The organism is Streptomyces yangpuensis (genome assembly GCF_024666385.1).
Classification (GTDB): Bacteria; Actinomycetota; Actinomycetes; order Streptomycetales; family Streptomycetaceae; genus Streptomyces; species Streptomyces yangpuensis.
Map to the genome: position 1 here is coordinate 5,495,556 of NZ_CP102514.1, position 24,488 is coordinate 5,520,043.

The 24,488-nt window shown below is 72.1% G+C and carries 13 protein-coding genes and 1 pseudogene; 9 read left to right on the top strand and 5 right to left on the bottom strand.

Annotated features, from left to right (window positions below; genetic code table 11):
• Nucleotides 1-12 precede the first annotated feature (12 nt).
• Nucleotides 13-2,598, bottom strand: a complete 2,586-nt coding sequence (locus NRK68_RS25275; RefSeq protein ID WP_257856798.1) for a SpoIIE family protein phosphatase — start codon at nt 2,596-2,598, stop codon at nt 13-15.
• Between the two features lie 168 nt (nt 2,599-2,766).
• Between NRK68_RS25275 and NRK68_RS25280 the strand changes: the two genes are divergently transcribed.
• The 9 genes from NRK68_RS25280 to NRK68_RS25320 all read left to right on the top strand — a co-directional run bounded on the left by NRK68_RS25280 (nt 2,767) and on the right by NRK68_RS25320 (nt 17,153).
• Nucleotides 2,767-8,292 carry a HAMP domain-containing hybrid sensor histidine kinase/response regulator gene (locus NRK68_RS25280; protein ID WP_183068190.1) on the top strand — a complete coding sequence of 1,842 codons (5,526 nt, stop codon included), beginning with the start codon at nt 2,767-2,769 and terminating at the stop codon, nt 8,290-8,292.
• Between the two features lie 276 nt (nt 8,293-8,568).
• Nucleotides 8,569-9,252 carry a response regulator gene (locus NRK68_RS25285; protein WP_183068191.1) on the top strand — a complete coding sequence of 228 codons (684 nt, stop codon included), beginning with the start codon at nt 8,569-8,571 and terminating at the stop codon, nt 9,250-9,252.
• Nucleotides 9,253-9,367: 115 nt separating this feature from the next.
• Entirely contained in the window at nt 9,368-12,175 is a 2,808-nt protein-coding gene (locus tag NRK68_RS25290) for an FtsK/SpoIIIE family DNA translocase (RefSeq protein WP_257856799.1), read from the top strand.
• A gap of 220 nt (nt 12,176-12,395) precedes the next feature.
• Entirely contained in the window at nt 12,396-13,295 is a 900-nt protein-coding gene (locus NRK68_RS25295; RefSeq protein WP_257856800.1) for a helix-turn-helix domain-containing protein, read from the top strand.
• Between the two features lie 126 nt (nt 13,296-13,421).
• Nucleotides 13,422-14,927, top strand: coding sequence for a 30S ribosomal protein S12 methylthiotransferase RimO (gene rimO / locus NRK68_RS25300; RefSeq protein ID WP_183068194.1), 1,506 nt, complete (start codon nt 13,422-13,424; stop codon nt 14,925-14,927).
• Nucleotides 14,924-15,580, top strand: a complete 657-nt coding sequence (pgsA, locus tag NRK68_RS25305; RefSeq protein ID WP_030962010.1) for a CDP-diacylglycerol--glycerol-3-phosphate 3-phosphatidyltransferase — start codon at nt 14,924-14,926, stop codon at nt 15,578-15,580. The genes rimO and pgsA overlap by 4 nt, the downstream gene beginning before the upstream one ends.
• Nucleotides 15,581-15,663: 83 nt before the next feature.
• Nucleotides 15,664-16,143, top strand: a complete 480-nt coding sequence (locus tag NRK68_RS25310) for a CinA family protein (RefSeq protein ID WP_257857925.1) — start codon at nt 15,664-15,666, stop codon at nt 16,141-16,143.
• 109 nt (nt 16,144-16,252) lie between these two features.
• Complete coding sequence (locus NRK68_RS25315; RefSeq protein ID WP_046776407.1) at nt 16,253-16,630, top strand: helix-turn-helix domain-containing protein; 378 nt, start codon at nt 16,253-16,255, stop codon at nt 16,628-16,630.
• Between the two features lie 142 nt (nt 16,631-16,772).
• On the top strand, nt 16,773-17,153 hold the full coding sequence (locus tag NRK68_RS25320) for a hypothetical protein (RefSeq protein ID WP_257856803.1): 381 nt from the start codon (nt 16,773-16,775) through the stop codon (nt 17,151-17,153).
• Here NRK68_RS25320 and NRK68_RS25325 read toward each other — a convergent pair.
• The 4 genes and pseudogenes from NRK68_RS25325 to NRK68_RS25340 form a co-directional block, all read right to left on the bottom strand.
• A complete protein-coding gene (locus tag NRK68_RS25325) occupies nt 17,101-17,883 on the bottom strand; it encodes an SDR family NAD(P)-dependent oxidoreductase (RefSeq protein WP_183068197.1) in 783 nt (260 codons plus the stop codon). The two genes, NRK68_RS25320 and NRK68_RS25325, sit on opposite strands and share 53 nt — an antisense overlap.
• A gap of 64 nt (nt 17,884-17,947) precedes the next feature.
• Nucleotides 17,948-18,742 carry an Fpg/Nei family DNA glycosylase gene (locus NRK68_RS25330; protein ID WP_257856804.1) on the bottom strand — a complete coding sequence of 265 codons (795 nt, stop codon included), beginning with the start codon at nt 18,740-18,742 and terminating at the stop codon, nt 17,948-17,950.
• Between the two features lie 219 nt (nt 18,743-18,961).
• Nucleotides 18,962-19,648, bottom strand: a complete 687-nt coding sequence (locus NRK68_RS25335) for a PDZ domain-containing protein (protein ID WP_183068199.1) — start codon at nt 19,646-19,648, stop codon at nt 18,962-18,964.
• A gap of 169 nt (nt 19,649-19,817) precedes the next feature.
• A pseudogene (locus tag NRK68_RS25340) lies at nt 19,818-24,409 on the bottom strand (ATP-dependent helicase).
• Nucleotides 24,410-24,488: the final 79 nt, after the last annotated feature.

Genomic DNA, 24,488 nt, shown 5'->3' on the forward strand with positions numbered 1-24,488 from the left:
CCCGCACCGCGATTAATCGCCCGCCCGCGGGTGCGGGACGCGGAACGCCAGGATCGCCATGTCGTCCGAGGCGGGCTCCGCCGCGAAGCGCTCCACCGCCCGCAGGACACGGGAGGCGACCGCGCCGGCGGTCAGACCCGTGCAGGTCGTGAGGACCTCCGTGAGGCCGTCGTCACCAAGCATCCGGCTGCCCTCGCGTCGCTCGGTCACGCCGTCCGTGACGCACAGCAGGACATCGCCCGGGTCGAGGGTGACGGTTTGTTCGTACAGGTCCAGGTCCTCGATCACACCCAGCAGGGGCTGCGGTTCCGCGGCCGCGTCGACCATGCCGTTCGGACGCAGGCGCAGCGGGAGCGGGTGGCCCGCGCAGACGACCTTCATCAGGGCGCCGCCGTCCGGCTGCGGGTGGAGCTCGCCGTAGAGGAGGGTGAGGAAGCGGCTGCGGGCACCCTCGTCGAGGATGGCCGCGTTGAGTCGCTCCAGGACGGCCGGGCCGCCGAGGCCCTCGCGGGCCAGCAGCCTCAGCGCGTGCCGGGCCAGGCCGGTCACGGCGGCCGCCTCCGGGCCCGTACCGCAGACGTCGCCGATGGCGAAGCCGTACGCGCCGTCGCGGATCGGGAAGACGTCGTAGAAATCTCCGCCCACCTCGTTGCCCTCGCCGGCCGCGCGGTAGATCACCTCGACCTCCATCCCCGGGATGGCGGGGGAGCCGGGCGGCAGCAGGCTGCGCTGCAGGGAGCGGCTGATCGCGGTGCGCTCGGAGTAGAGGCGGGCATTGTCCAGGGCGAGGGCGGCACGGCGGGAGAGGTCCTCGGCCAGTTCGAGGATCTCCTGGCGGAAGTGCTCCTCCCGGGGCTTGCCGAGGGTCAGCATGCCGATGACGCGGTTGCGGGCGAGGAGCGGCAGGACCACCGTCTCGCCGCCGACCGCGAGGGCGGTCTCGGGCCACGGCCGGGCGCCGGCCTCGCGGACCGGCTCGGGCGGACTGACCCGGGACAGCAGGGCCTTCAGGCCGTCGATGCGGTCCTCGTCCTCGTGCAGGACGTAACTGAGGTACGGGTCCGAGGACTGGTCGGCGATCGTGTAGACGGCGCACCAGGTCGCGAGCGTCGGGACGGTCATCTGGGCCATGAGGGCCAGGGTCTGGTCCCGGTCCAGGGTGCCCGCCAGCAGGTCGGACGCCTCGACGAGGAAGGACAGGGACCCTCGGCGCAGCCGCTCCAGCTCGCCGAGGCGGGCGGACTCCACCGCCAGTGCGATGCGGTCGGCCGCGAACTGCAGGTGCAGCGCCTCCTCGTTCGAGTAGCGGCCGGGGCTCTCGGCGGCGACGCCCAGGGAACCCGTGAGGCGGCCCTCGACCTTGAGGGGGACCGTCACCGCGGAGCGCATGCCGGTGGAGTCGAGCAGCGGAACGGCCCCGGGGACGGCGACGAGGTCGTCGTGGACGGCGGGCATGCGGGCGGAGCCGTAGCGGTTGGTACCGGCCTCGACGGGGACGCGGGCGAAGCGCTGGCGGGTGGAGGGCAGGCCGGTGGTGGCCCGGACCTCCAGCTCGGTCTCGTCGTCGGTGGCGAGCAGCAGGAAGGCGGCGTCGGCGTCGAGGAGGTCGCGGGCGCGCTCGACGGTGCGCTGGAGCAGGCCGTCGAGGTCGTCGGGGGCGGGCGAGCCGATGAAGACCTCGAACGGGTCGGCGGCGCGGGGCTCGGCGAAGTGCCCGCCGTCCGCGGAAGGCACCCGTACGGGGGTCTGCAACAAGGCGCGCTCGTCGTCGTGGACGAGGAGGCAGACGGTGGACGGTTCGCCGTGGGCGTCGCGCACCCGCAGGTGGGAGGCGTAGACGGGGATGACGCGGCCGTCGGCGCCGCGGACCCCGTAGCTGCCCTCCCAGCGGGACAGGCGCAGGGCCTCGGCGATGCCGGTTCCGGTGCCGGGGGTCTGCGGCCAGGCGGCGAGCTCCGCGAGCGGGCGGCCCACCGCCTTCTCGGCGGGGTGGCCGAAGATGTGCTCGGCGTCCTCGTTCCAGGCGGAGACGGCGTCGGCCGAGTCGACCTGGAGGACGGCGACGCGGACCCGGCTGTCGGCGAGGGGGAGCAGGCGGTCGGGGACGACGGGGCCCGCGGAGCGGGTACCGACCGGCCGGTCTGGCAGGTCGAGGCGGAACCACACGTGTTTGTGGGTGGCGGTGTACTCCACGCCCCAGCGGGTGGCCAGGGCGGCGCAGAGCATCAGTCCGCGGCCGTTCTCGCGGTCGGGGTCGGCGTACGGCCGCTCGCCCGGGTGCCGCAGCGGCAGCTCGCGCTCCGGGTAGCGGTCGGCGACCTCGACCCGTACGCCGTCCTCGGTGCGCAGGCAGAGGACCTCGGCCCTGGTTCCGGCGTGGACCACGGCATTGGTGACGAGCTCGCTGGTGAGGACCACCGCGTCGTCGACGATGTCCGCGAAGCCCCAGCCCTGCAGGGTGTCGCGGACGAACGCGCGAGCGGCGGCGACCGAGCGCCCGAGAGGGTCGAAGCTGGCAGCCGCCCGTGCCGTGATCACGAATCTCCTTCGACGCGGTTGGACATCGGTTGCCAGGTTACTTACCTTCGCGGACGGCATGGTGCCGTCGTCCGGGAATCCACTCGCAGGGTACGGCCGGTGTGCGATGGTGCCGAAGTGTTATGGCCTGGTTCGGCCAGGGTGAAACACTGGGCAGGCTTGCAGTGCCGGCTTGTGACGAGTCAGGTGTCCGGTGGAACAGCGGTCGACCCTTTCGGGAGGGACACGGTGGAGTCTGGCGCAGTGGTGCGGCGTACGGGAACGCGGCCGAAGGGCGGGCGGTCCCGGCGCGGCGGCACGACAGAGGTCGATACCGCCGCGCTGAACAGGCTGCTCACGGCGCTGGTGTCGATGCGGGACGGAAACTTCCGCAAGCGGCTGACGGTGTCCGGCGAGGGCGTGATGGCGGAGATCGCCGCCGTCTACAACGAGGTCGCCGACCGGAACCTCCACCTGACCGGGGAACTGTCCCGGGTCCGGCGGATGGTGGGCCGTGAGGGGAAGCTCAGCGAACGGCTGGAAACGGGTGCCTGTGAGGGCTCCTGGGCGGCCGCGATCGACGCCTCGAACCAGCTCGTCGACGATCTGGCCCGGCCGGTGTCCGAGGTGGGACGGGTGCTGTCGGCGGTGGCCGAGGGTGACCTGGACCAGCGGATGGACCTGCGGACGCAGGCGGCCGACGGGGTCGGGCATCCGCTGCGCGGCGAGTTCCTGAAGGTCGGGCGTACGGTCAACAACCTGGTCGACCAGCTGTCCGCGTTCACCGACGAGGTGACGCGCGTGGCGCTGGAGGTGGGTACCGAGGGCAAGCTCGGCGGCCAGGCCCAGGTGCGCGGGATGTCCGGTTCCTGGAAGGATCTGACCGACTCCGTCAACACGATGGCGTACCGGCTCACCGCGCAGGTGCGTGACATCGCTCTCGTCACGACGGCGGTCGCGAAGGGTGACCTGTCGCGCAAGGTCACCGTGCACGTGGCCGGCGAGATGCTCCAGCTGAAGAACACCGTGAACACGATGGTGGACCAGCTCTCGTCCTTCTCCTCCGAGGTGACCAGGGTCGCCCGCGAGGTGGGTACGGAGGGCGAGCTGGGCGGCCAGGCCAAGGTGCCCGGGGTCGCGGGTGTGTGGAAGGACCTGACCGATTCCGTCAACACGATGGCCGGGAACCTGACGGCCCAGGTGCGCGGGATCGCGCAGGTGACGACGGCGGTCGCCAACGGTGACCTGTCGCAGAAGGTACGGGTCAGCGCGCGCGGCGAGGTCGCGCAGCTGGCCGAAACGATCAACCAGATGACCGAGACGCTGCGGACCTTCGCGGACGAGGTCACGCGGGTGGCGAGCGAGGTCGGCGCCAAGGGCCTGCTCGGCGGGCAGGCGCAGGTGCCGGGGGCGGCGGGGACGTGGAAGGACCTCACCGACTCGGTGAACACGGTCTTCCGCAACCTCACCACCCAGGTGCGGGACATCGCTCAGGTGACCACGGCGGTGGCCAACGGCGACCTGTCGCAGAAGGTCACGGTCGACGTGGCCGGCGAGATGCTGGAGCTGAAGAACACCGTCAACACGATGGTCGACCAGCTCCAGTCCTTCGGTGCGGAAGTGACGCGGGTGGCCCGTGAGGTCGGCGTCGAGGGTGAGCTGGGCGGTCAGGCCCAGGTGCCCGGGGCTGCCGGTACCTGGAAGGACCTCACCGACTCGGTGAACACGGCCTTCCGCAACCTCACCGGGCAGGTCCGCAACATCGCCCAGGTGACCACGGCGGTGGCCAACGGCGACCTGTCGCAGAAGGTCACGGTGGACGTCTCCGGCGAGATGCTCCAGCTGAAGAACACCGTGAACACCATGGTCGACCAGCTGTCGTCCTTCGCCGACCAGGTCACGCGGATGGCGCGGGACGTGGGTACGGAGGGCCGGCTCGGCGGCCAGGCCCGGGTGGAGGGGGTCTCCGGTACCTGGAAGGAGCTGACCGACTCCGTCAACTTCATGGCCGGGAACCTGACCTCGCAGGTGCGCCAGATCGCCCAGGTGACCACTGCGGTGGCGCGCGGTGACCTGTCGCAGAAGATCGACGTGGACGCCCGGGGCGAGATCCTGGAGCTGAAGAACACCATCAACACGATGGTCGACCAGCTCTCCGCCTTCGCGGAGCAGGTGACCCGGGTGGCGCGGGACGTGGGGACGGAGGGCCGCCTCGGCGGCCAGGCGCAGGTGCCCGGGGTGGCCGGTGTCTGGCGCGACCTGACGGACTCGGTGAACGGCATGGCCGGGAACCTGACCTCGCAGGTCCGCAACATCGCCCAGGTCGCCACGGCGGTGGCGCGCGGTGATCTGTCGCAGAAGATCGACGTGGACGCCCGGGGCGAGATCCTGGAGCTGAAGAACACCCTCAACACGATGGTCGACCAGCTCTCGAACTTCGCCGAGCAGGTGACCCGGGTGGCCCGGGAGGTGGGCACGGAGGGCATCCTCGGCGGTCAGGCCGAGGTCAAGGGTGTCTCCGGCACCTGGAAGGACCTCACCCAGTCCGTCAACTTCATGGCGAACAACTTGACCTCGCAGGTGCGCAACATCGCCGAGGTGACGACGGCGGTCGCGATGGGGGACCTCTCGAAGAAGATCACCGTCGACGCCAAGGGCGAGATCCTCGAACTCGTCACGACCGTCAACACGATGGTGGACCAGCTGTCCTCCTTCGCCGAGCAGGTGACCCGGGTGGCCCGCGAGGTGGGCACCGAGGGCATCCTCGGAGGCCAGGCCCGGGTCCGCGGGGTCACCGGCATCTGGAAGGACCTCAGCGACAACGTCAACACGATGGCCGGGAACCTGACGGCCCAGGTGCGCGGGATCGCCCAGGTCTCGGCGGCCGTCGCCAACGGCGATCTGACGAAGAAGGTGACCGTCGAGGCGCGCGGCGAGGTCGCGCAGCTCGCCGACACCGTCAACACGATGGTGAAGACCCTGTCGTCGTTCGCCGACGAGGTGACGCGGGTGGCCCGCGAGGTGGGTACGGAGGGCCGCCTCGGCGGGCAGGCGCACGTGCCCGGGGTGTCGGGGACCTGGAAGGACCTCACCGACTCGGTGAACTTCATGGCCTCCAACCTCACCGGTCAGGTGCGGCAGATCGCCATGGTCACGACCGCCATCGCCAAGGGCGACATGACCAAGAAGATCGACATCGACGCCCGCGGCGAGATCCTGGAGCTCAAGACCACCATCAACACGATGGTCGACCAGCTGTCCTCCTTCGCCGACCAGGTGACGCGGGTGGCCCGCGAGGTGGGCACCGAGGGCATCCTCGGAGGCCAGGCCCGGGTCCGGGACGTTGACGGCACCTGGCGGGACCTGACCGAGTCCGTGAACGAGATGGCCGGCAACCTCACCCGGCAGGTGCGGGCGATCGCGGCCGTGGCGACCGCGGTGACCCGCGGGGACCTCAGCCTGAAGGTCGACGTGGACGCGGCGGGCGAGATCCAGGTCCTGCAGGACAACATCAACACGATGATCGTCAACCTGCGCGACACCACCCTGGCCAACAAGGAGCAGGACTGGCTCAAGGGCAACCTGGCCCGGATCTCCGCACTGATGCAGGGGCGTCGCGACCTCGACGACGTCGCCTCGCTGATCATGAGCGAGCTGACTCCGGTGGTCTCCGCTCAGCACGGTGCCTTCTTCCTGGCGGTGCCGGCCGGCGGCACCACCGAGATCGGGACGGACGGGGGCGCGGAGGGCTCGTACGAGCTGCGGATGCGCGGGAGCTACGCGTACGCCGGCGGTCAGATGCCCATCTCCTTCCGGCCGGGGGAGGGGCTGATCGGGGCGGTCGCCGAGGAGAAGCGGACGATCCTCGTCGAGAACACCCCGCCCGGCTACCTGAAGATCTCCTCGGGTCTCGGCGAGGCCCCGCCGGCGCACGTGATCGTGCTGCCGGTGCTCTTCGAGGGGAAGGTGCTCGGCGTCATCGAGCTGGCCTCCTTCACGGGCTTCACGCAGATCCAGAAGGACTTCCTCAGCCAGATCGCCGAGATGATCGGTACGAGCGTCAACACCATCAGCGTCAACTCCAAGACGGAGATGCTGCTGAAGCAGTCGCAGGAGATGACCGAGCAGCTGCGCGAGCGTTCCGACGAGCTGGAGAACCGGCAGAAGGCCCTGCAGGCCGCCAACGCCGAGCTGGAGGAGAAGGCCGAACTGCTGGCCCAGCAGAACCGGGACATCGAGGTGAAGAACACCGAGATCGAGGAGGCCCGGCAGGTCCTGGAGGAGCGTGCCGAGCAGCTCGCGGTCTCGATGCGCTACAAGTCCGAGTTCCTGGCGAACATGTCGCACGAGCTGCGCACCCCGCTCAACTCGCTGCTGATCCTGGCCAAGCTGCTCGCCGACAACGCCGACGAGAACCTGTCGCCGAAGCAGGTGGAGTTCGCCGAGACCATCCACGGCGCCGGCAGTGACCTGCTCCAGCTGATCAACGACATCCTCGACCTGTCGAAGGTCGAGGCCGGGAAGATGGACGTCTCACCGACCCGGATCGCGCTGGTCCAGCTCGTGGACTACGTGGAGGCGACCTTCCGGCCGCTGACGGCGGAGAAGGGCCTCGACTTCTCCGTGCGGGTCTCCCCGGAGCTGCCCGCCACCCTGCACACCGATGAGCAGCGGCTGCTGCAGGTGCTGCGCAACCTGCTGTCGAACGCGGTGAAGTTCACCGACACCGGCGCGGTGGAGCTGGTGATCCGGCCCGCCGGCGCCGATGTGCCGGCCGAGATCCGCGAGCAGCTGCTGGAGGCCGGTTCGCTGCGGGAGGCGGACGCGGACCTGATCGCCTTCTCGGTCACCGACACCGGCATCGGGATCGCGGCGAGCAAGATGCTGGTGATCTTCGAGGCGTTCAAGCAGGCGGACGGGACCACCAGCCGCAAGTACGGCGGCACCGGGCTGGGGCTGTCCATCAGCCGGGAGATCGCCCGGCTGCTGGGCGGCGAGATCCACGCGGCGAGCGAGCCCGGCCGCGGCTCCACCTTCACGCTGTACCTGCCGCTGCACCCGAGCGAGCTGCCGCCGCAGGGCTACGCGCCGCCCACCCCGGGAGGGGCCCGCGGCGAGCTGTACCGCCGGTCCCTGGACGGGGCCCGGCCCGGACTGCCGGTGCTGCCGGCCGGGCCCGCGGCCGCTCCGGCGGCGCAGCCGCAGCCCGAGCGGTCCGCACCGCCGGCGGCGGCCGCCGGACAGGGCGGCGGGACCGGGCTGTTCCGGCGCCGGCGCAAGGCGCTGAGCGACCTGGAGCCGCGTACGGCGGTGCCCGGGCAGCCGAACGCGGAGGGAGCCGAGGACGCCTGGGACGCCGCGGAGGAGGAGCTGCCGACGGTGGCCCGGACGTACGACTTCCGCGGCGAGCGGGTGCTCATCGTGGACGACGACGTCCGCAACGTCTTCGCGCTGACCAGCGTGCTGGAACAGCACGGGCTGGCGGTGCTGTACGCGGAGAACGGCCGGGAGGGCATCGAGGTCCTGGAGCAGCACGACGACGTGAAGGTCGTGCTGATGGACATCATGATGCCCGAGATGGACGGGTACGCCACGACCTCGGCGATCCGGCGGATGCCGCAGTTCGCCGGCCTGCCGATCATCGCGCTGACGGCGAAGGCGATGAAGGGGGACCGGGAGAAGGCGATCGACTCCGGTGCTTCCGACTACGTCACCAAGCCGGTCGACCCGGACTACCTGCTGTCGGTGATGGAGCAGTGGATGCGGGGCAAGTGAGACAGGAGGGAGGGCGGAAGGGAACCGGTCGCTGACGCACCGTGCCCACGGCCGTGTGGAACAGCGGTGAACGGGGAACCTTCTGCTCTCCCATCACGTTTCCGCTTCGTGCACAGTGACATCTTGGTGACAGGGTGTGGCGATCTCGGGACTGGGGCTACGATGACCGGCACAAGGACGGACGGCGCACGGGTGTCGTCCTCTGGGGCGGGGCCCGGCGCACAGGCCGGTGCCAGGAGCCGGGGAGGCCCCATGCCGGGGCGAGGAGGACAGGGCATGGTGCAGAAGGCCAAGATCCTCCTGGTCGACGACCGGCCGGAGAATCTGCTGGCGTTGGAGGCCATCCTCTCCGCGCTCGATCAGACACTGGTCCGGGCGTCGTCGGGGGAGGAGGCGCTCAAAGCGCTGCTCACGGACGATTTCGCGGTCATCCTGCTGGATGTCCAGATGCCGGGAATGGACGGATTCGAAACTGCCGCGCACATCAAGCGGCGGGAACGGACCCGGGACATTCCGATCATCTTCCTCACCGCGATCAACCACGGTCCGCACCACACCTTCCGCGGTTACGCGGCGGGCGCGGTCGACTACATCTCCAAACCCTTCGACCCGTGGGTGCTGCGGGCGAAGGTCTCCGTCTTCGTGGAGCTGTATACGAAGAACTGCCAACTGCGGGAGCAGGCGGCCCTGCTGCGGCTCCAGCTGGAGGGCGGCGGCACGAACGGCGTGGACGCCGGCAAGGAGACGGCGGGCCTGCTGGCCGAGCTGTCCGCGCGCCTCGCGGCGGTCGAGGAGCAGGCCGAGGCGCTGACCAAGCAGCTCGGCGAGGACGCGGCCGACGCCGGCGTCGTGGCGACTGCGGCCCATCTGGAACGCAAACTCACCGGACTGCGGCGGGCACTCGACGCACTGGAGCCCGGGAGCGCCGGAGGGGCTCCGGCGCTGCCCTCGCAGAACTGACCGCGCACGCGTCCGGCTTGGCGGAGCGTCAAAGTGCCGACCCCGGCGACGACACGAACGGGTGAAGGGGTGGGCACGCGTGTCCACCGGCGCGCGCACCGGTAACCTCGGCCCCATGGCCTCAAGTACGTCCGGCAAGGGTTCCCCGAGCACCGCGGGCACTGCGAAGGGCCGCACCGGCCGTACGACGGCGCCCGCCAAGAAGGCGGCCCCCGCACGCAAGCCACCGGCGAAGAAGGCCGCGGCCGCCAGGCGCGCCCCGGCCAAGAAGGCCGCGGCCAAGCCCGTGCCGTCCCCGACGAGCGGCGTGCTGCGACTGGTGCGGGCCCTGTGGCTGGGCTGCGCGCACGCGGTCGGCGCGGTCTTCCGCGGGATCGGCAACGGCGCCAGGAACCTCGACCCCGCCCACCGCAAGGACGGCGTCGCGCTGCTCCTCCTCGCCCTGGCGCTGATCGTCGCCGCCGGCACCTGGTCGAACCTGAGCGGTCCCGTCGGGGATCTGGTCACCATGCTGGTCACCGGTGCCTTCGGGCGGCTGGACCTGCTCGTGCCGATACTGCTCGGCGTCATGGCGGTACGTTTCATCCGCCACCCCGAACAGACCGATGCCAACGGCCGCATCGGCGTCGGGCTGTCCGCCCTCGTCATCGGCGTTCTCGGCCTGGTCCACATCGCCTGCGGGGCGCCCGGCCGCGACGAGGGCACCACCGCCATGCAGAACGCGGGCGGCCTCATCGGCTGGGGCGCCTCCAAGCCGCTGATCTTCACCATGGGCGCGCCGCTGGCCGTGCCCATGCTGGTGCTGCTCACCGTCTTCGGGCTGCTCGTGGTCACCGCCACCCCGGTCAACGCGATCCCGCAGCGGCTGCGCCGGCTGGGCATCCGGCTCGGGATCATCGCCCCGAACGAGTACGACGAGGGCTACGGGGAGGACGCGGGCGGCTCCGTCCGGCACGACCCGGAGCAGTGGCGGGCCCGCTCCGGGGCCGGTGCGGGCTCCGGTGATCCCGCGGACGCCGCCGAGGAGGAGGCCCTGGCCAGGCGGCGCCGGCCGCGCCGGACCGCCGCCCGGCCGGCGATCGACCGGGAGATGGACGCCGTCGACGTGGCCGCGGCGGCCGCCGCCGCGCTGGACGGGGTGGTCTACGGCGGTATGCCGCCCTCCCCGCTCGTCGCCGACCTCACCCACGGGATCACCCCCGACCGGGACGGCGCGGAGCACACCACGCCGGTGCCGGCCGCCCGAGGCGGGCGCACCGCGGCGCCGGCCACGCCCTCAGCGCCGGCCACGCCCGCGGCGCCCGCCGCGCCCGCGGAGGAGCCCGCCGGGCAGCCGCACGCCACCACCGCCGCGGCCTCCGGGACGCTGGCGGTGCCCGACCTGACGAAGGCCGCGCCGGAGGCCCAGCCGCTGCCGCCGCGCGCCGAGCAGCTCCAGCTGCGCGGGGACATCACGTACTCCCTGCCCTCGCTGGACCTGCTGGAGAAGGGCGGGCCCGGCAAGACCCGCAGCGCCGCCAACGACGCGGTGGTCGCCTCCCTGCGCAACGTGTTCACCGAGTTCAAGGTCGACGCCGACGTCACCGGCTTCACCCGGGGCCCGACGGTCACCCGCTACGAGGTGACCCTCGGCGCGGCCGTGAAGGTCGAGCGGATCACCGCCCTGACCAAGAACATCGCCTACGCCGTGGCCAGCCCCGACGTGCGGATCATCAGCCCGATCCCGGGCAAGTCCGCCGTCGGCATCGAGATCCCCAACACCGACCGCGAGATGGTCAACCTGGGCGACGTCCTGCGCCTCGCGGACGCGGCCGAGGACGACCATCCCATGCTGGTCGCGCTCGGCAAGGACGTCGAGGGGGGCTACGTCATGGCCAACCTCGCCAAGATGCCGCACGTACTGGTCGCCGGCGCCACCGGCTCCGGCAAGTCCTCCTGCATCAACTGCCTGATCACCTCGATCATGGTCCGGGCCACCCCGGAGGACGTCCGGATGGTCCTCGTCGACCCCAAGCGGGTCGAGCTGACGGCGTACGAGGGCATCCCGCACCTGATCACGCCGATCATCACCAACCCCAAGCGGGCGGCCGAGGCGCTCCAGTGGGTCGTGCGCGAGATGGACCTGCGCTACGACGACCTCGCCGCCTTCGGGTACCGGCACATCGACGACTTCAACCAGGCCATCCGGGACGGGAAGATCAAACTGCCGCCGGGCAGCGAGCGCGAGCTGAACCCCTACCCGTACCTGCTCGTGATCGTCGACGAGCTGGCCGACCTGATGATGGTGGCCCCGCGCGACGTCGAGGACTCCATCGTCCGCATCACCCAGCTGGCCCGCGCCGCCGGCATCCACCTGGTGCTCGCCACCCAGCGGCCCTCGGTGGACGTGGTCACCGGGCTGATCAAGGCGAACGTGCCCTCGCGGCTCGCGTTCGCCACGTCCTCGCTCGCCGACAGCCGGGTCATCCTCGACCAGCCCGGCGCCGAGAAGCTCATCGGCAAGGGCGACGGGCTGTTCCTCCCGATGGGCGCGAACAAGCCCGTCCGCCTCCAGGGCGCCTTCGTCACCGAGGACGAGATCGCCGGGATCGTCCAGCACTGCAAGGACCAGATGGCGCCGGTCTTCCGGGACGACGTCACCGTGGGGCAGAAGCAGAAGAAGGAGATCGACGAGGAGATCGGCGACGACCTGGACCTGCTGTGCCAGGCGGCGGAGCTGGTCGTCACCACGCAGTTCGGCTCCACCTCGATGCTCCAGCGCAAGCTGCGGGTGGGCTTCGCGAAGGCCGGGCGGCTCATGGACCTCATGGAGTCGCGCGGCATCGTCGGCCCGAGCGAGGGTTCGAAGGCACGCGACGTCCTGCTCAAGGCGGACGAGCTGGACGGGGTACTCGCGGTCATCCGCGGCGAGACGGATTCGTAGCCGTTCGGCGGGCAACCGTTTCCCTTGGGCCCGCGTCAAGTTGAAGAGAAGTGGCGGCACCGCGCACGACATCGCGTACGGCGCCGGGCCGCCACGCCGGAGGGGACCTTCGCACACCATTCGGATGGCGTAGGAAGAGCACCCTCCGGTTGCTCCACCCTTTCGTACCCCCCCTAGACTGGACATCCAGCAGGTGGCTACACGCTCGAAAGGCGCCCTTGTGTCCATCGGCAACTCCAACTCCCCCGAAGAAGAGCGGCCTTCGACCGACGACCGGTCCGAGGACCGTCTCGTCGAACGTTCCGTCGAAGAGCCGTCCATCGGGACGGCCCTCAAGAAGGCCCGGATCGCCGCCGGGCTCACAGTCGACGAGGTCAGTTCCCTCACCCGCGTGCGCATCCCGATCGTGCACGCGATCGAAGAGGACGACTTCACGCGGTGCGGCGGCGACGTCTACGCCCGCGGTCACATCCGTACGCTCGCCCGCGCCGTCCACCTCGACCCGGCACCCCTGGTCGACAGCTACGACGCGGCCCACGGCGGCCGGCCGGCACCCACCCCCGCCGCGCCGATGTTCGAGGCCGAGCGGATCCGCCCCGAACGGCAGCGGCCCAACTGGACCGCCGCCATGGTCGCCGCCATCGTCGCCGTGATCGGCTTCGTGGCCTTCACCGCCTTCAGCGGCGGCGACGAGAAGGAAAAGCGCCCGGTGGCGGAAGGTTCCGCCTCCCCCAAGCCCGCACCCAAGCAGACGGCCGGCAAGCCGTCCGCCCAGCCCTCGCAGGCACCCCCGCAGGCCGCCAAGCCGGAGCCCTCGGACAGTGCCATCGCCGCCGCGCCCAAGGACCTCGTCACGGTCGTCCTGACGGCCGACACGGGCGAGAGCTGGATCTCCGCGAAGGACTCCACGGGCCGGCTGCTCTTCGACGGCACCCTCGTGCAGGGCGAGTCGAAGACGTTCACGGACAAGGAGTCCGTCGACCTCGTGCTCGGCGACGCCGGAGTCGTGAAGCTGTTCGTGAACGGCAAGGAGATCAAGGACGACTTCCAGCCGGGTCAGGTGGAACGTCTCACATACACCAAGGAGGACCCCTCCGGTGATCAGCCGCAGGCGGGCTGACCGAGGGGCCGTCCCCAGGCGGAAGGCGTGATCCGGGGTCCCCGGGGTGCTGCGAGCACCCCGGGGATCTTGGTGTGCGGGGACGCGCGGCCGGGGCCCGCGCCGGGACGAAGTAGTCTTGAGTCCATGCCCGAACGCCGTACCGTCGCCCTTGTCACTCTTGGCTGCGCCCGTAACGAGGTGGACTCGGAGGAGCTCGCAGGCCGCTTGGCGGCGGATGGCTGGGAGCTCGTCGAGGACGCCGCCGACGCGGACGTAGCCGTCGTCAACACCTGTGGCTTCGTCGAAGCCGCCAAGAAGGACTCCGTAGACGCCCTGCTGGAAGCCAACGATCTCAAGGATCACGGCAGGACCCAGGCCGTCGTCGCCGTCGGCTGCATGGCCGAGCGCTACGGCAAGGAGCTCGCCGAGGCCCTTCCCGAGGCCGACGGGGTCCTCGGCTTCGACGACTACGCCGACATCTCCAACCGCCTCCAGGTCATCCTCAGCGGTGGCAGTGTCGAAGCCCACACCCCGCGCGACCGCCGCCAGCTGCTGCCCATCAGCCCCGCCGCCCGCCAGGCCGCGGACGTCGCCCTCCCCGGGCACGCCCAGGCGCCCGCCGAGGAGCCCGCAGAGGCCCCCGCGGACCTGCCGGAGGGTGTCGCACCCGCCTCGGGCCCGCGCGCCCCGCTGCGCCGCCGCCTGGACAAGAGCCCGGTGGCCTCGGTCAAGCTGGCCTCCGGCTGCGACCGGCGCTGCTCCTTCTGCGCCATCCCGTCCTTCCGCGGATCGTTCATCTCCCGCCGCCCCGGCGACGTGCTGGGCGAGACCCGCTGGCTCGCCGAGCAGGGCGTCAAGGAGATCATGCTGGTCTCCGAGAACAACACCTCGTACGGCAAGGACCTCGGCGACATCCGGCTCCTGGAGACCCTGCTGCCCGAGCTCGCCGCCGTCGACGGCATCGAGCGCGTCCGTGTCAGCTACCTCCAGCCCGCGGAGATGCGCCCGGGCCTGATCGACGTGCTGACCTCCACGCCCAAGGTCGTGCCGTACTTCGACCTGTCCTTCCAGCACTCGGCCCCCGACGTGCTGCGCGCCATGCGCCGCTTCGGCGACACCGACCGCTTCCTGGAGCTGCTGGACACCATCCGCTCCAAGGCCCCGCAGGCCGGCGTCCGCTCGAACTTCATCGTCGGCTTCCCCGGCGAGACGGAAGCCGACTTCGCCGAGCTGGAGCGTTTCCTCACCCACGCCCGCCTGGACGCGATCGGTGTCTTCGGCTACTCCGACGAGGACGGCACCGAGGCCGTCACCTACGAGAACAAGCTGGACGAGGACACGATCGCCGAGCGCCTCGCGCACATGCAGCGGCTCGCCGAGGAGCTCACCGCCCAGCGTGCGGAAGAGCGGATCGGCGAGACCCTGGAAGTGCTCGTGGAGACGGTCGTCCCCTTCGACGAGGCCGAGGAGGGCGAGGGAGCCTACGGACGCGCCGCGCACCAGGCCCCCGAAACCGACGGCCAGGTCGTCTTCACCGACGGCACGGGCCTGGTCCCCGGGCGTATCGTCACGGCGAAGGTGGTCGGCACCCTGGGAGTGGACCTGGTGGCCGAGCCCCTGGACTTCGACTTCGAGGAGGCGGCCGGATGACCGGTGTCCCGGCATCTGCGGCGGGCGGGACCGGCCGCCGGCCCGTACCCGGCGCGAAGCTGGGGGCCGCGGCGGTCGATCAGGCCAGCCTGTGGAACATCGCCAACATCCTGACGATGATCCGGCTCGTGCTGGTGCCGGGATTCGTCCTGCTGCTGCTCGCCGACGGCGGGTACGACCCGGCGTGGCGGGCCTGGGCCTGGGCGGCGTTCGCCGTCGCCATGATCACGGACATTTTCGACGGGCACCTGGCCCGGACGTACAACCTGGTCACGGATTTCGGCAAGATCGCCGACCCCATCGCCGACAAGGCGATCATGGGGTCGGCGCTGATCTGTCTCTCCTGGCTGGGTGACCTCCCGTGGTGGGTGACCGGGGTGATCCTCGGACGCGAGCTCGGGATCACGCTGCTGCGCTTCTGGGTCATCCGCTACGGCGTGATTCCGGCCAGCCGCGGCGGCAAGCTGAAGACGCTGGCCCAGGGCACGGCCGTGGGCATGTACGTCCTCGCACTGACCGGTGCGCTGGCGACGATGCGCTTCTGGGTGATGGCGATCGCGGTCGTGCTGACCGTCGTCACCGGTTTGGACTACATCCGCCAGGCGATCGTGCTGCGTCGCCGGGGTATCGCCGCGGAGCGGGCCGCGCGGTGACCGGAGGGGCGGGGGTTTCTCCGGAGGCGCGGGGGCGTGCCGGAGCGCGCGAGGGGCGCACGGCCGCTGCGTGCGCGCTCCAGCTGCTCGCGGAGAGTGACCAGACCGTCGCTGTCGCGGAATCCCTGACCGGCGGCATGGTCGCGGCCGAGATCACGGCCGTTCCCGGGGCTTCCCGGTCGTTCCGCGGCTCGGTCACGGCGTACGCGACGGAGATCAAGCACCGGGTCCTGGGCGTGGACGCCGCCCTGCTGGCCGCCGAGGGTGCGGTGAACGCCCAGGTGGCGGCTGAGATGGCGGCCGGTGTGCGCCGGGTGATGGGCGCTTCGTGGGGAATCGCGACGACCGGGGTGGCCGGTCCCGAGCCGCAGGACGGGCAGCCTGTGGGCACCGTTTTCGTCGCCGTGGACGGTCCGAAGGGCAGGAAAACGGTCCCGCTGAGGTTGAACGGCTCCCGGGCGGAAATTCGTAGGGAGAGTGCACGCACAGTGCTCGAGCTTCTCGCGGACGAACTCCGAGAGAATGCGCGGGGGCAGGATACGGAACAGAACGGGGGGATTTGATGTTTGCAGCCCTGAGTGAACACGACATCGCTCCCCGCACGGCCGCGGCGCGAGGCGGTACGGTGGGGCGTGAAGGATGCGGCTACACGGTCAGAGGAGGGAGCCACCGATGATTCTGCTCCGTCGCCTGCTGGGTGACGTGCTGCGTCGGCAGCGCCAGCGCCAGGGCCGTACTCTGCGCGAAGTCTCCTCGTCGGCCCGAGTTTCGCTCGGCTATCTCTCCGAGGTGGAGCGGGGGCAGAAGGAGGCATCCTCCGAGCTGCTCTCCGCGATCTGCGACGCGTTGGACGTACGGATGTCCGAGCTGATGCGCGAAGTCAGTGATGAACTGTCGCTCGCTGAGCTGGCACAGTCGGCCGCGGCAAGCGAACCGGTGAGCGTACCGGTCCGCCCGATGCTCAATTCGGTCTCGATGGCTTCGGTCGCCGGTCCGGAACGGGTGACCATCAAGGCGCCTGCGGAAGCGGTGAATGTAGTAGCCGCGTGAGCGAGCACGTGCGTGTTTGAGCTTGGCCGGAGCCCCGGCCGGTGCGTGGAGCACCGGACGGGGCTCCCGGCCGTTCTGGGTGCGGGCATGGGGGGCGTGCGAGACGATGGGGCCGTCCGGGTCCCGGCCCATGGAGGTGTCAGTGCGGACATCGCTGCGCATACCCGCGGTGTCGGCCCTCGCGCTGACGGTGGGGGCCCTGTGGTGGTGGGCCGTGCTCCGGCTGGTGCTGGCCCCCGAGGAGTCGGGGGTCGTGGAGGGCGCGGTGGCCGTGGGCGGCTGGAGCCTGGGGCTGCTGCCCGTGCACTGCGTACCGGCGCCCCTGCGCGGGGTCCGGCGGCGGGCCGGCCGGGACGCCCGGGAAGCCGGGGACGGGGGCGGGGGCGGGGGCGGCCCGGAGCCCGGGGACGGCCCGGAGCCCGGTGGCGGCGCGGTGCGGGCGGCCGGGGCGCCCGGCCCTGCCGACGCGGCTACCAGGGCATCGACACCCCGCCGTTCGGACGCAGGATCTGGCCCGTCATGAACGACGAGGCGTCCGAGGCCAGGTAGAGCACCGCCTGCGCGATGTCCTCCGGCTCGCCGACCCGGCGCAGGGGGGACATGCGGACCATGGCCGCCTCGGTCTGCGCCTGGACCTCGGGACTGTGCTTGTGAGTCATCGGGGTGCGGATCCAGCCGGGGGCGACGGCGTTGACCCGTATGCCGTGCGGGCCGGTCTCGGTGGCGAGGGTCCTGGTCAGCTGGACGACGGCGGCCTTGGAGGCGCTGTAGCAGAGCAGGCCGGGCTGGGCGGCGTCCACGGCGCCGGAGGCCATCGTGACGATCGATCCGGGGCGGCCCGCGGCGATCATGGCGCGGGCGGCCTCCTGGCAGGTGCGCAGCACTCCCTTGAAATTGACATCCAGGACCCGGTCGAGGTCCTCGTCGGCCGTCTCCAGGACGCTGCTGGTGTGCATGATCCCGGCGATGGCGGCGGCGATGTCGAGCGGGCCCGCCGCGGTGACGGCCGCCCGGAGCGCGGCCCGGTCGGTGACGTCGAGGGGGTGGACGGTGACGCCGCCGCCACGGCCGCCACCGGCCTCGGCGGCCAGGGCGGCCGTCCCGGCCAGCCCCTGTTCGTCGCGGTCCGCGCAGTGCACGTGGGCGCCGGCCGCGGCGAGCAGGACGGCGGTGGCGCGGCCGATGCCGCCGGCGGCTCCGGTGACCAGGGCGGTGCGGCCGACGAGGTCGTACGAGGCTGTGGGTGTGGGCATGCCGGGACGGTACGGCCCGATCTGACGAATCGTCAATCACCGTGTCCGGTCCTGCCCCGGAGCCTCAGGGGGTGGGGCCGGGCTGGCAGTGGGGGCACCAGTAGGTGGGGCGGTCGTCCTGGGAGACCTTGCGGACGGGGGTGCCGCAGCGCAGGCAGGGCCGGTCGCGGCGGCCGTAGACGAAGAGCTCCTGGCCGGGCCGGTGGATGCCGGTGGTGTTGCGGTGGCCCGGCCGGTCGCCGATGTTCGCCGACAGCAGCCGGTGGGACGCGGCGGCCAGCCGCAGCAGCGTGGGCTCGGGAAGGACGCCGACCGGCGTCCAGGGCGTGACCTGGGCGAGGAAGCAGAGCTCGCACATGTAGACATTGCCGATGCCGGCGAGGTTGCGCTGGTCGAGCAGGGCCTCGCCGAGGGGTCGCTCGGGGGAGGCGAGGAGGTTGGCGGCGGCGCGGGCGGGGTCCCAGTCCGGCCCGAGGATGTCGGGGCCGAGGTGGCCGACGACGCGGTCCTCCTCGGCGGTGCGGATCAGCTCCAGGACGGGCAGGCGGTAGCCGACGGCCGTGTGTCCGGCCGTGCCGAGGACGGCGCGGACCTCGTAGTCCGGGCCGCCGCGCCACTTCTGGCCGGCGGTGAAGACGTGCCAGGCGCCGTCCATGCGGAGGTGGCTGTGCAGGGTGAGGCCGCCCTCGAAGCGGGTGAGGAGGTGCTTGCCGCGCGGGGTGACGTCGAGGGTGACGCGGCCGGTGAGGTCCGCAGTGGCGAAGCGGGGGACGCGCAAGTCGCTGCGGGTCAGTTCGCGGCCGGCCAGGACCGCGTGCAGGCGGGTCGCCGCGCGCCGGATGCTGTCGCCTTCGGGCATGCCCCCATTGTGGCCCGGGGACGCCCCCGGCGGGCGGCGCCCCCACGGGCCGCGGGGGCGGAGGGGACGCGGGCCGGGAGTGGCCGGGGCGGGCAGTGCGGTGGAAGGCGTCCGGGGAAAGGCGCGAGCCCCTGCGCCGGAGTGCGGCCGCAGGGGCTCGGTGGATCAGGAAGGGGGGCGAGGGGCCGGAGGGGCCAAAAGGGCCGGAGGGGCCCCTCGTCACTTCCAGACGAGGCCCTTGTTCGGGTAGTTGTAGGGGTTGCCCCAGTACTCGGCGGCGGTGACCTTCGTCTGGGCCGACGGGGCGAGGGCCAGCGCGCAGCTGGTCTGCGTCCGGCCGTTGGTGAAGCCCTTCGGCAGCGACTCGTTCGCGCACTTCTCGAACTTGCCGATGACCGACACGCGCTGCGCTTCGGTGCCGTCCCCGAGCAGGCCCTTGATCTGGGTGACGGAGGAGTACGACAGATCCGTGGTGCCGGTGTTCTTGACCGAGTAGCGGATGTAGTAGGGGATCATCCCCTTCACCTTGTCGCCGAGCTTGAGGGGCTCCAGATCGGCGGGGTCGCCCTGCTCGATCGCGGTGACCGTGAGGGCGATCTGGCCGCCCTTGTTGTTCCCGTAGCTGAACGGCATCTCCGCAGCCTCGCCGATCTTGAAGGTCTGACCGGACTTCGCCGTGCCGTTCGCCCCGGCGGGGGCCTCGCTGCCGCCGGTGGTGGCGCTGGGGCTGCCCGCTTCGGACGGGGCGGTGGCCGAGGGGGACGCGGCACCGGCCGAGGCGGACTCGCTCGGCGGCGCGGGGACCAGCTCCTCGTTGCCGTTCTTGCAGCCCGTCAGGGCCAGGGTTCCGGCGACCGCCAGGCCGACCGCGCCGAGGGTGGTGGTACGCATGCTGGTAGTGCTCACTCTTCTACTCCCCCATGACTGTGCATCCATGACTGTGCATCGCTCGTGCAATGCCTGTGATCATCTTGATAAAGGATGAATAAGCGCCTGCGCCAGCTCAGAGGCGGTCGGCGACAGTTCTGTGACATGTCCAGGACGCGGGCGGAACAGTCGGGACCGTTTGCGGTGCTCACGGACGCAAGCGCAAACCTCTCGGGGTGGCATGGAAGCCGGCCGCCTCCAGGGCCCGGCCCATGGGGGAGGTCAGCGCGGCCGCGGCATTGATCCGCTCCACCGTCAGCGCCGGCAGGGTGCCCGCCCGGCAGCCGGCGGCCAGCGCGGCGACCGCGGCCGTCAGACGCGGGTCCTCAGGGCCGGGCCAGGAGAGCAGGGTCTTGCCGCCGCGCTCCACGTACAGGGTGAGCTCCCCGTCCACCAGGACCACCAGGGAGCCCGCCTTGCGGCCCGGCTTGTGGGTGGAGCCGTCCGGCGGCTCGGGCCAGGGCAGGGCCGCGCCGTACGCGTTCGCCGGATCCGCGGCGGCCAGCACCACCGCCGCCAGCGGGGGCGGGGTCCGCTCGGCGGCCCGGAGACGGTCCACCGCGCCGTCCATCGCGAACTGGGCCGCGCCCAGCCCCTCGACCACATAGCCCCGGCGGGCCTGGCCGCTGTCCTCGAAGGCCGACAGAACGCGGTAGACCGCACTGAAGCCCCCCTCGACCCCCTCCGCGGCGACCGCGCCGCGCGTCACGACCCCGTGCCGGTCCAGCAGGGTGCGGGCCAGGGCGTGGGCCCGGTGGGTCGGGTCGGGCGCCGGGGACGGCAGCAGCGACCAGCGCCCGGAGACCGTGGGCGGGCCCGTACGGGACACGGTCGCGCTCAGGGTGCCGTACCGGCCGCGCGGAACGGTGCGCCGGGCCCGGTGGGCCGTGGAGCCCGCCGTACGGCCCGAGCCGAGGAAGGAGCGCAGCGGGGCGAGCGTGTCATTGGTGAGCCGGCCCGACCAGGCCAGATCCCACACCGCCTCGGACAGGGCGACGTCCGAGACCTCGGGGAACTCGGCGCGCACCGCCTGCGAGATCTGCCGGAAGAACAGGCCGTAGCCGCCCGAGAGGGCCGTCAGGACGGCCTGCTGCACAGGGCTCGGCTCCAGCGGGTGCGGCGGCGGCAGGAGCAGCGGGGCGGCGTCCGCGAGATAGAGCGACACCCAGCCGTCCTTGCCCGGGAGGGCTCCGGCCCCCGCCCAGACCACCTCACCGGTGGTGGTCAGCTCGTCCAGCAGGCCGGGGGAGTAGTTCACCACCCGCGACGGCAGGATCAGCCGCTCCAGCGCGGACGCCGGCACCGGGGCGCCCTGGAGCTGCTCGACCGCCCGGGCCAAGCCGTCGAGGCCGCGCAGCGCCCCGCCCAGGTGCTGCCACTGCGGCAGGAAGGTGGCCAGCGACGTCGGCGGGACCGGCTCCAGCTCCTGGCGGAGCGCGGCGAGGGAGCGGCGGCGGAGCCTGCGCAGCACCGTCGCGTCGCACCACTCCTGGCCGATGCCGGCCGGGTGGAACTCGCCCTGCACCACCCGCCCCGCCGCCGCGAGACGGTGCAGGGCGCCCTCGGTCACCGCCGCGCCCAGGCCGAAGGCGGCGGCCACGGCGGCCGTGGTGAACGGTCCGTGGGTGCGGGCGTACCGGGCCAGCAGGTCACCCAGCGGGTCCTTGACCGGCTCGGTGAACGCCTCCGGGACACCGACGGGCAGCGCGGTGCCCAGCGCGTCCCGCAGCCGGCCCGCGTCCTCGATCGCCGCCCAGTGGTCCGCGCCGCCGATCCGGACCCGGATGGCGCGGCGCGCCGCGCGGCGAGCTCCTGCGCCCAGGCCGGATCCGCCCCGCGCGCCGTCAGCTGCTCCTGCGTCAGCGGTCCCAGCAGGCGCAGCAGATCGGCGACCGACTCGGCGTCCTTCGCCCGCCGGTCCTCGGTGAGCCACTGGAGCTCCCGCTCCAGCTCCTCCAGCACCTGCGCGTCGAGGAGCTCGCGCAGCTCCGCCTGCCCCAGCAGCTCGGCCAGCAGCCGCGAGTCCAGCGACAGCGCGGCCGCCCTGCGCTCGGCCAGCGGGGAGTCGCCCTCGTAGAGGAACTGCGCGACATAGCCGAAGAGGAGGGAACGCGCGAAGGGGGACGGCTCCGGGGTGGTGACCTCGACCAGCCGGACCCGGCGCGCCTCGATGTCGCCCATCAGCTCGGTCAGGCCGGGCACGTCGAAGACGTCCTGGAGGCATTCGCGTACGGCTTCGAGCACGATCGGGAAGGAACCGAACTCCGATGCCACCTGGAGCAGTTGGGAGGCCCGCTGGCGCTGCTGCCACAGCGGGGTACGGCGGCCCGGACTGCGGCGCGGCAGCAGCAGGGCACGGGCCGCGCACTCGCGGAAGCGGGAGGCGAACAGCGCGGAGCCACCCACCTGGTCGGTGACGATCCGGTTGACGTCGCCGTGGTCGAAGGCGACGTCGGCCGCGCCGAGCGGCGCCTGTTCGTCGTCGAACTCGAAGGCGGGCGGCCCCGCCGGGTCGTGGTCCAGCAGGTCCATGGACAGCAGGTCCGCGTCGGGGAGGCGGAGCACGATGCCGTCGTCGGCGTGCATCACCTGCGCGTCCATGCCGTACTTCTCGGCGAGGCGGGAGCTCAGCGCCAGCGCCCACGGGGCGTGCACCTGCGCGCCGAACGGCGAATGGACCACGACCCGCCAGTCGCCCAGCTCGTCGCGGAACCGCTCCACCACGATGGTCCGGTCGTCCGGTACGTGGCCGCAGGCCTCGCGCTGCTCGGCGAGATACGCCAGTACGTTGTCCGCGGCCCAGGCGTCCAGCCCGGCCGCCACCAGCCGCAGCCGGGCGTCCTCCTCGGAGAGGGCGCCGAGCTCACGCAGGAACGCGCCGACCGCGCGCCCCAGTTCCAGCGGGCGGCCCAGCTGGTCGCCCTTCCAGAACGGCAGCCGGCCCGGCACCCCGGGGGCGGGCGTGACCAGGACCCGGTCGCGGGTGATGTCCTCGATGCGCCAGGAGGTGGTGCCCAGCGTGAAGACGTCACCGACACGGGACTCGTAGACCATTTCCTCGTCGAGCTCGCCGACCCGTCCGCCGCCCTTCTTCGGGTCCGAGCCGGCCAGGAAGACCCCGAAGAGCCCGCGGTCGGGGATGGTGCCGCCGGAGGTGACCGCGAGCCGCTGAGCCCCGGGCCGGCCGGTGACCGTACCCGCGACCCGGTCCCAGACCACGCGCGGCCGCAGTTCGGCGAAGGCGTCCGACGGATAGCGGCCGGCCAGCATGTCGAGCACCGCCGTGAACGCCGACTCCGGGAGCGCCGCGAACGGCGCCGCCCGGCGCACCAGCGCCAGGAGGTCGTCCAGCTGCCAGGTGTCCATCGCGACCATGGCGACCAGCTGCTGCGCCAGGACGTCGAGGGGGTTGGAGGGGATGCGCAGGGACTCGATCGCCCCCGCCCGCATCCGCTCGGTGACCACGGCCGCCTGGACCAGGTCACCCCGGTACTTGGGGAAGACCACCCCGGTGGAGACCGCGCCCACCTGGTGCCCGGCCCGGCCCACCCGCTGCAGCCCGGACGCCACCGACGGCGGTGACTCCACCTGCACCACCAGGTCCACCGCGCCCATGTCGATGCCCAGTTCCAGGCTGGAGGTGGCGACCACGGCCGGCAGCCGGCCCGCCTTCAGGTCCTCCTCCACCAGCGCCCGCTGCTCCTTGGAGACCGAGCCGTGGTGCGCCCGGGCCAGCAGCGGCGGGGCGCCCAGGGCCGAGCCCGACTGGGCCATGACCTCGGCCGGTGACGCGTGCTCGGGCAGCTTCTCGCCGACGGCCCGTTCGTACGCGATCTCGTTCAGCCGGTTGCACAGCCGCTCGGCGAGGCGGCGGGAGTTGGCGAACACGATCGTCGAGCGGTGCGCCTGCACCAGGTCCGCGATCCGCTCCTCGACATGCGGCCAGATCGACGGCCGGTCGCCGCCCTCCCGGCCCTCCGTCGCGGGGGAGCCGCCGACCTCGCCCATGTCCTGCACCGGGACGACCACCGACAGGTCGAACTCCTTGGCCGACGGCGGCTGGACGATCTCCACCCTGCCGCGCGGCGCGAGATACCGGGCGACCTCGTCCACCGGCCGGACCGTCGCCGACAGACCGATCCGGCGTGCCGGACGCGGCAGCAGCTCGTCCAGCCGCTCCAGGGACACGGCGAGGTGCGCGCCGCGTTTGGTCCCGGCGACCGCGTGCACCTCGTCCACGATCACCGTCTCGATCCCGGTCAGCCCCTCCCGCGCGGCCGAGGTCAGCATCAGGAACAGCGACTCGGGAGTGGTGATGAGGATGTCCGGCGGCCGGGTGGCCAGCGAGCGCCGCTCCGCCGCGGAGGTGTCGCCGGAGCGGATCCCCACCCGGATGTCCGGCTCCGGCAGCCCGAGGCGGACGGACTCCTGCCGGATCCCCGTCAGCGGGCTGCGCAGATTGCGCTCGACGTCGACGGCCAGGGCCTTCAGCGGCGACACGTACAGGACCCGGCAGCGCTTCCGCGACTCGGCGGGCGGCGGGGTCGAGGCGAGCCGGTCGAGAGCGGCCAGGAACGCGGCCAGGGTCTTGCCGGAGCCGGTGGGCGCCACCACCAGCACGTCCGCACCCTCCCCGATGGCCCGCCAGGCGCCCTCCTGCGCGCTCGTGGGCGTGACGAAAGCCCCCGTGAACCACGAGCGGGTCGCGGGGGAGAACGAGTCGAGCGCAGCGCCTGCCATGCCCCCATCGTGCACCCGGCCACTGACAACGCTCCGGACCTGGGCAAACGCGCGTCGGCGGCGGGGCGCAGAATGGGGG

What these genes read in the sequence shown, in the direction of transcription:
- rimO (WP_183068194.1), top strand. Translation starts at nt 13,422, where the DNA reads ATGCCCGAACGCCGTACCGTCGCCCTTGTCACTCTTGGCTGCGCCCGT.
- NRK68_RS25275 (WP_257856798.1), bottom strand. Translation starts at nt 2,598, where the DNA reads ATGCCGTCCGCGAAGGTAAGTAACCTGGCAACCGATGTCCAACCGCGT.
- NRK68_RS25290 (WP_257856799.1), top strand. Translation starts at nt 9,368, where the DNA reads ATGGCCTCAAGTACGTCCGGCAAGGGTTCCCCGAGCACCGCGGGCACT.
- pgsA (WP_030962010.1), top strand. Translation starts at nt 14,924, where the DNA reads ATGACCGGTGTCCCGGCATCTGCGGCGGGCGGGACCGGCCGCCGGCCC.
- NRK68_RS25330 (WP_257856804.1), bottom strand. Translation starts at nt 18,742, where the DNA reads ATGCCCGAAGGCGACAGCATCCGGCGCGCGGCGACCCGCCTGCACGCG.
- NRK68_RS25325 (WP_183068197.1), bottom strand. Translation starts at nt 17,883, where the DNA reads ATGCCCACACCCACAGCCTCGTACGACCTCGTCGGCCGCACCGCCCTG.
- NRK68_RS25315 (WP_046776407.1), top strand. Translation starts at nt 16,253, where the DNA reads ATGATTCTGCTCCGTCGCCTGCTGGGTGACGTGCTGCGTCGGCAGCGC.
- NRK68_RS25285 (WP_183068191.1), top strand. Translation starts at nt 8,569, where the DNA reads ATGGTGCAGAAGGCCAAGATCCTCCTGGTCGACGACCGGCCGGAGAAT.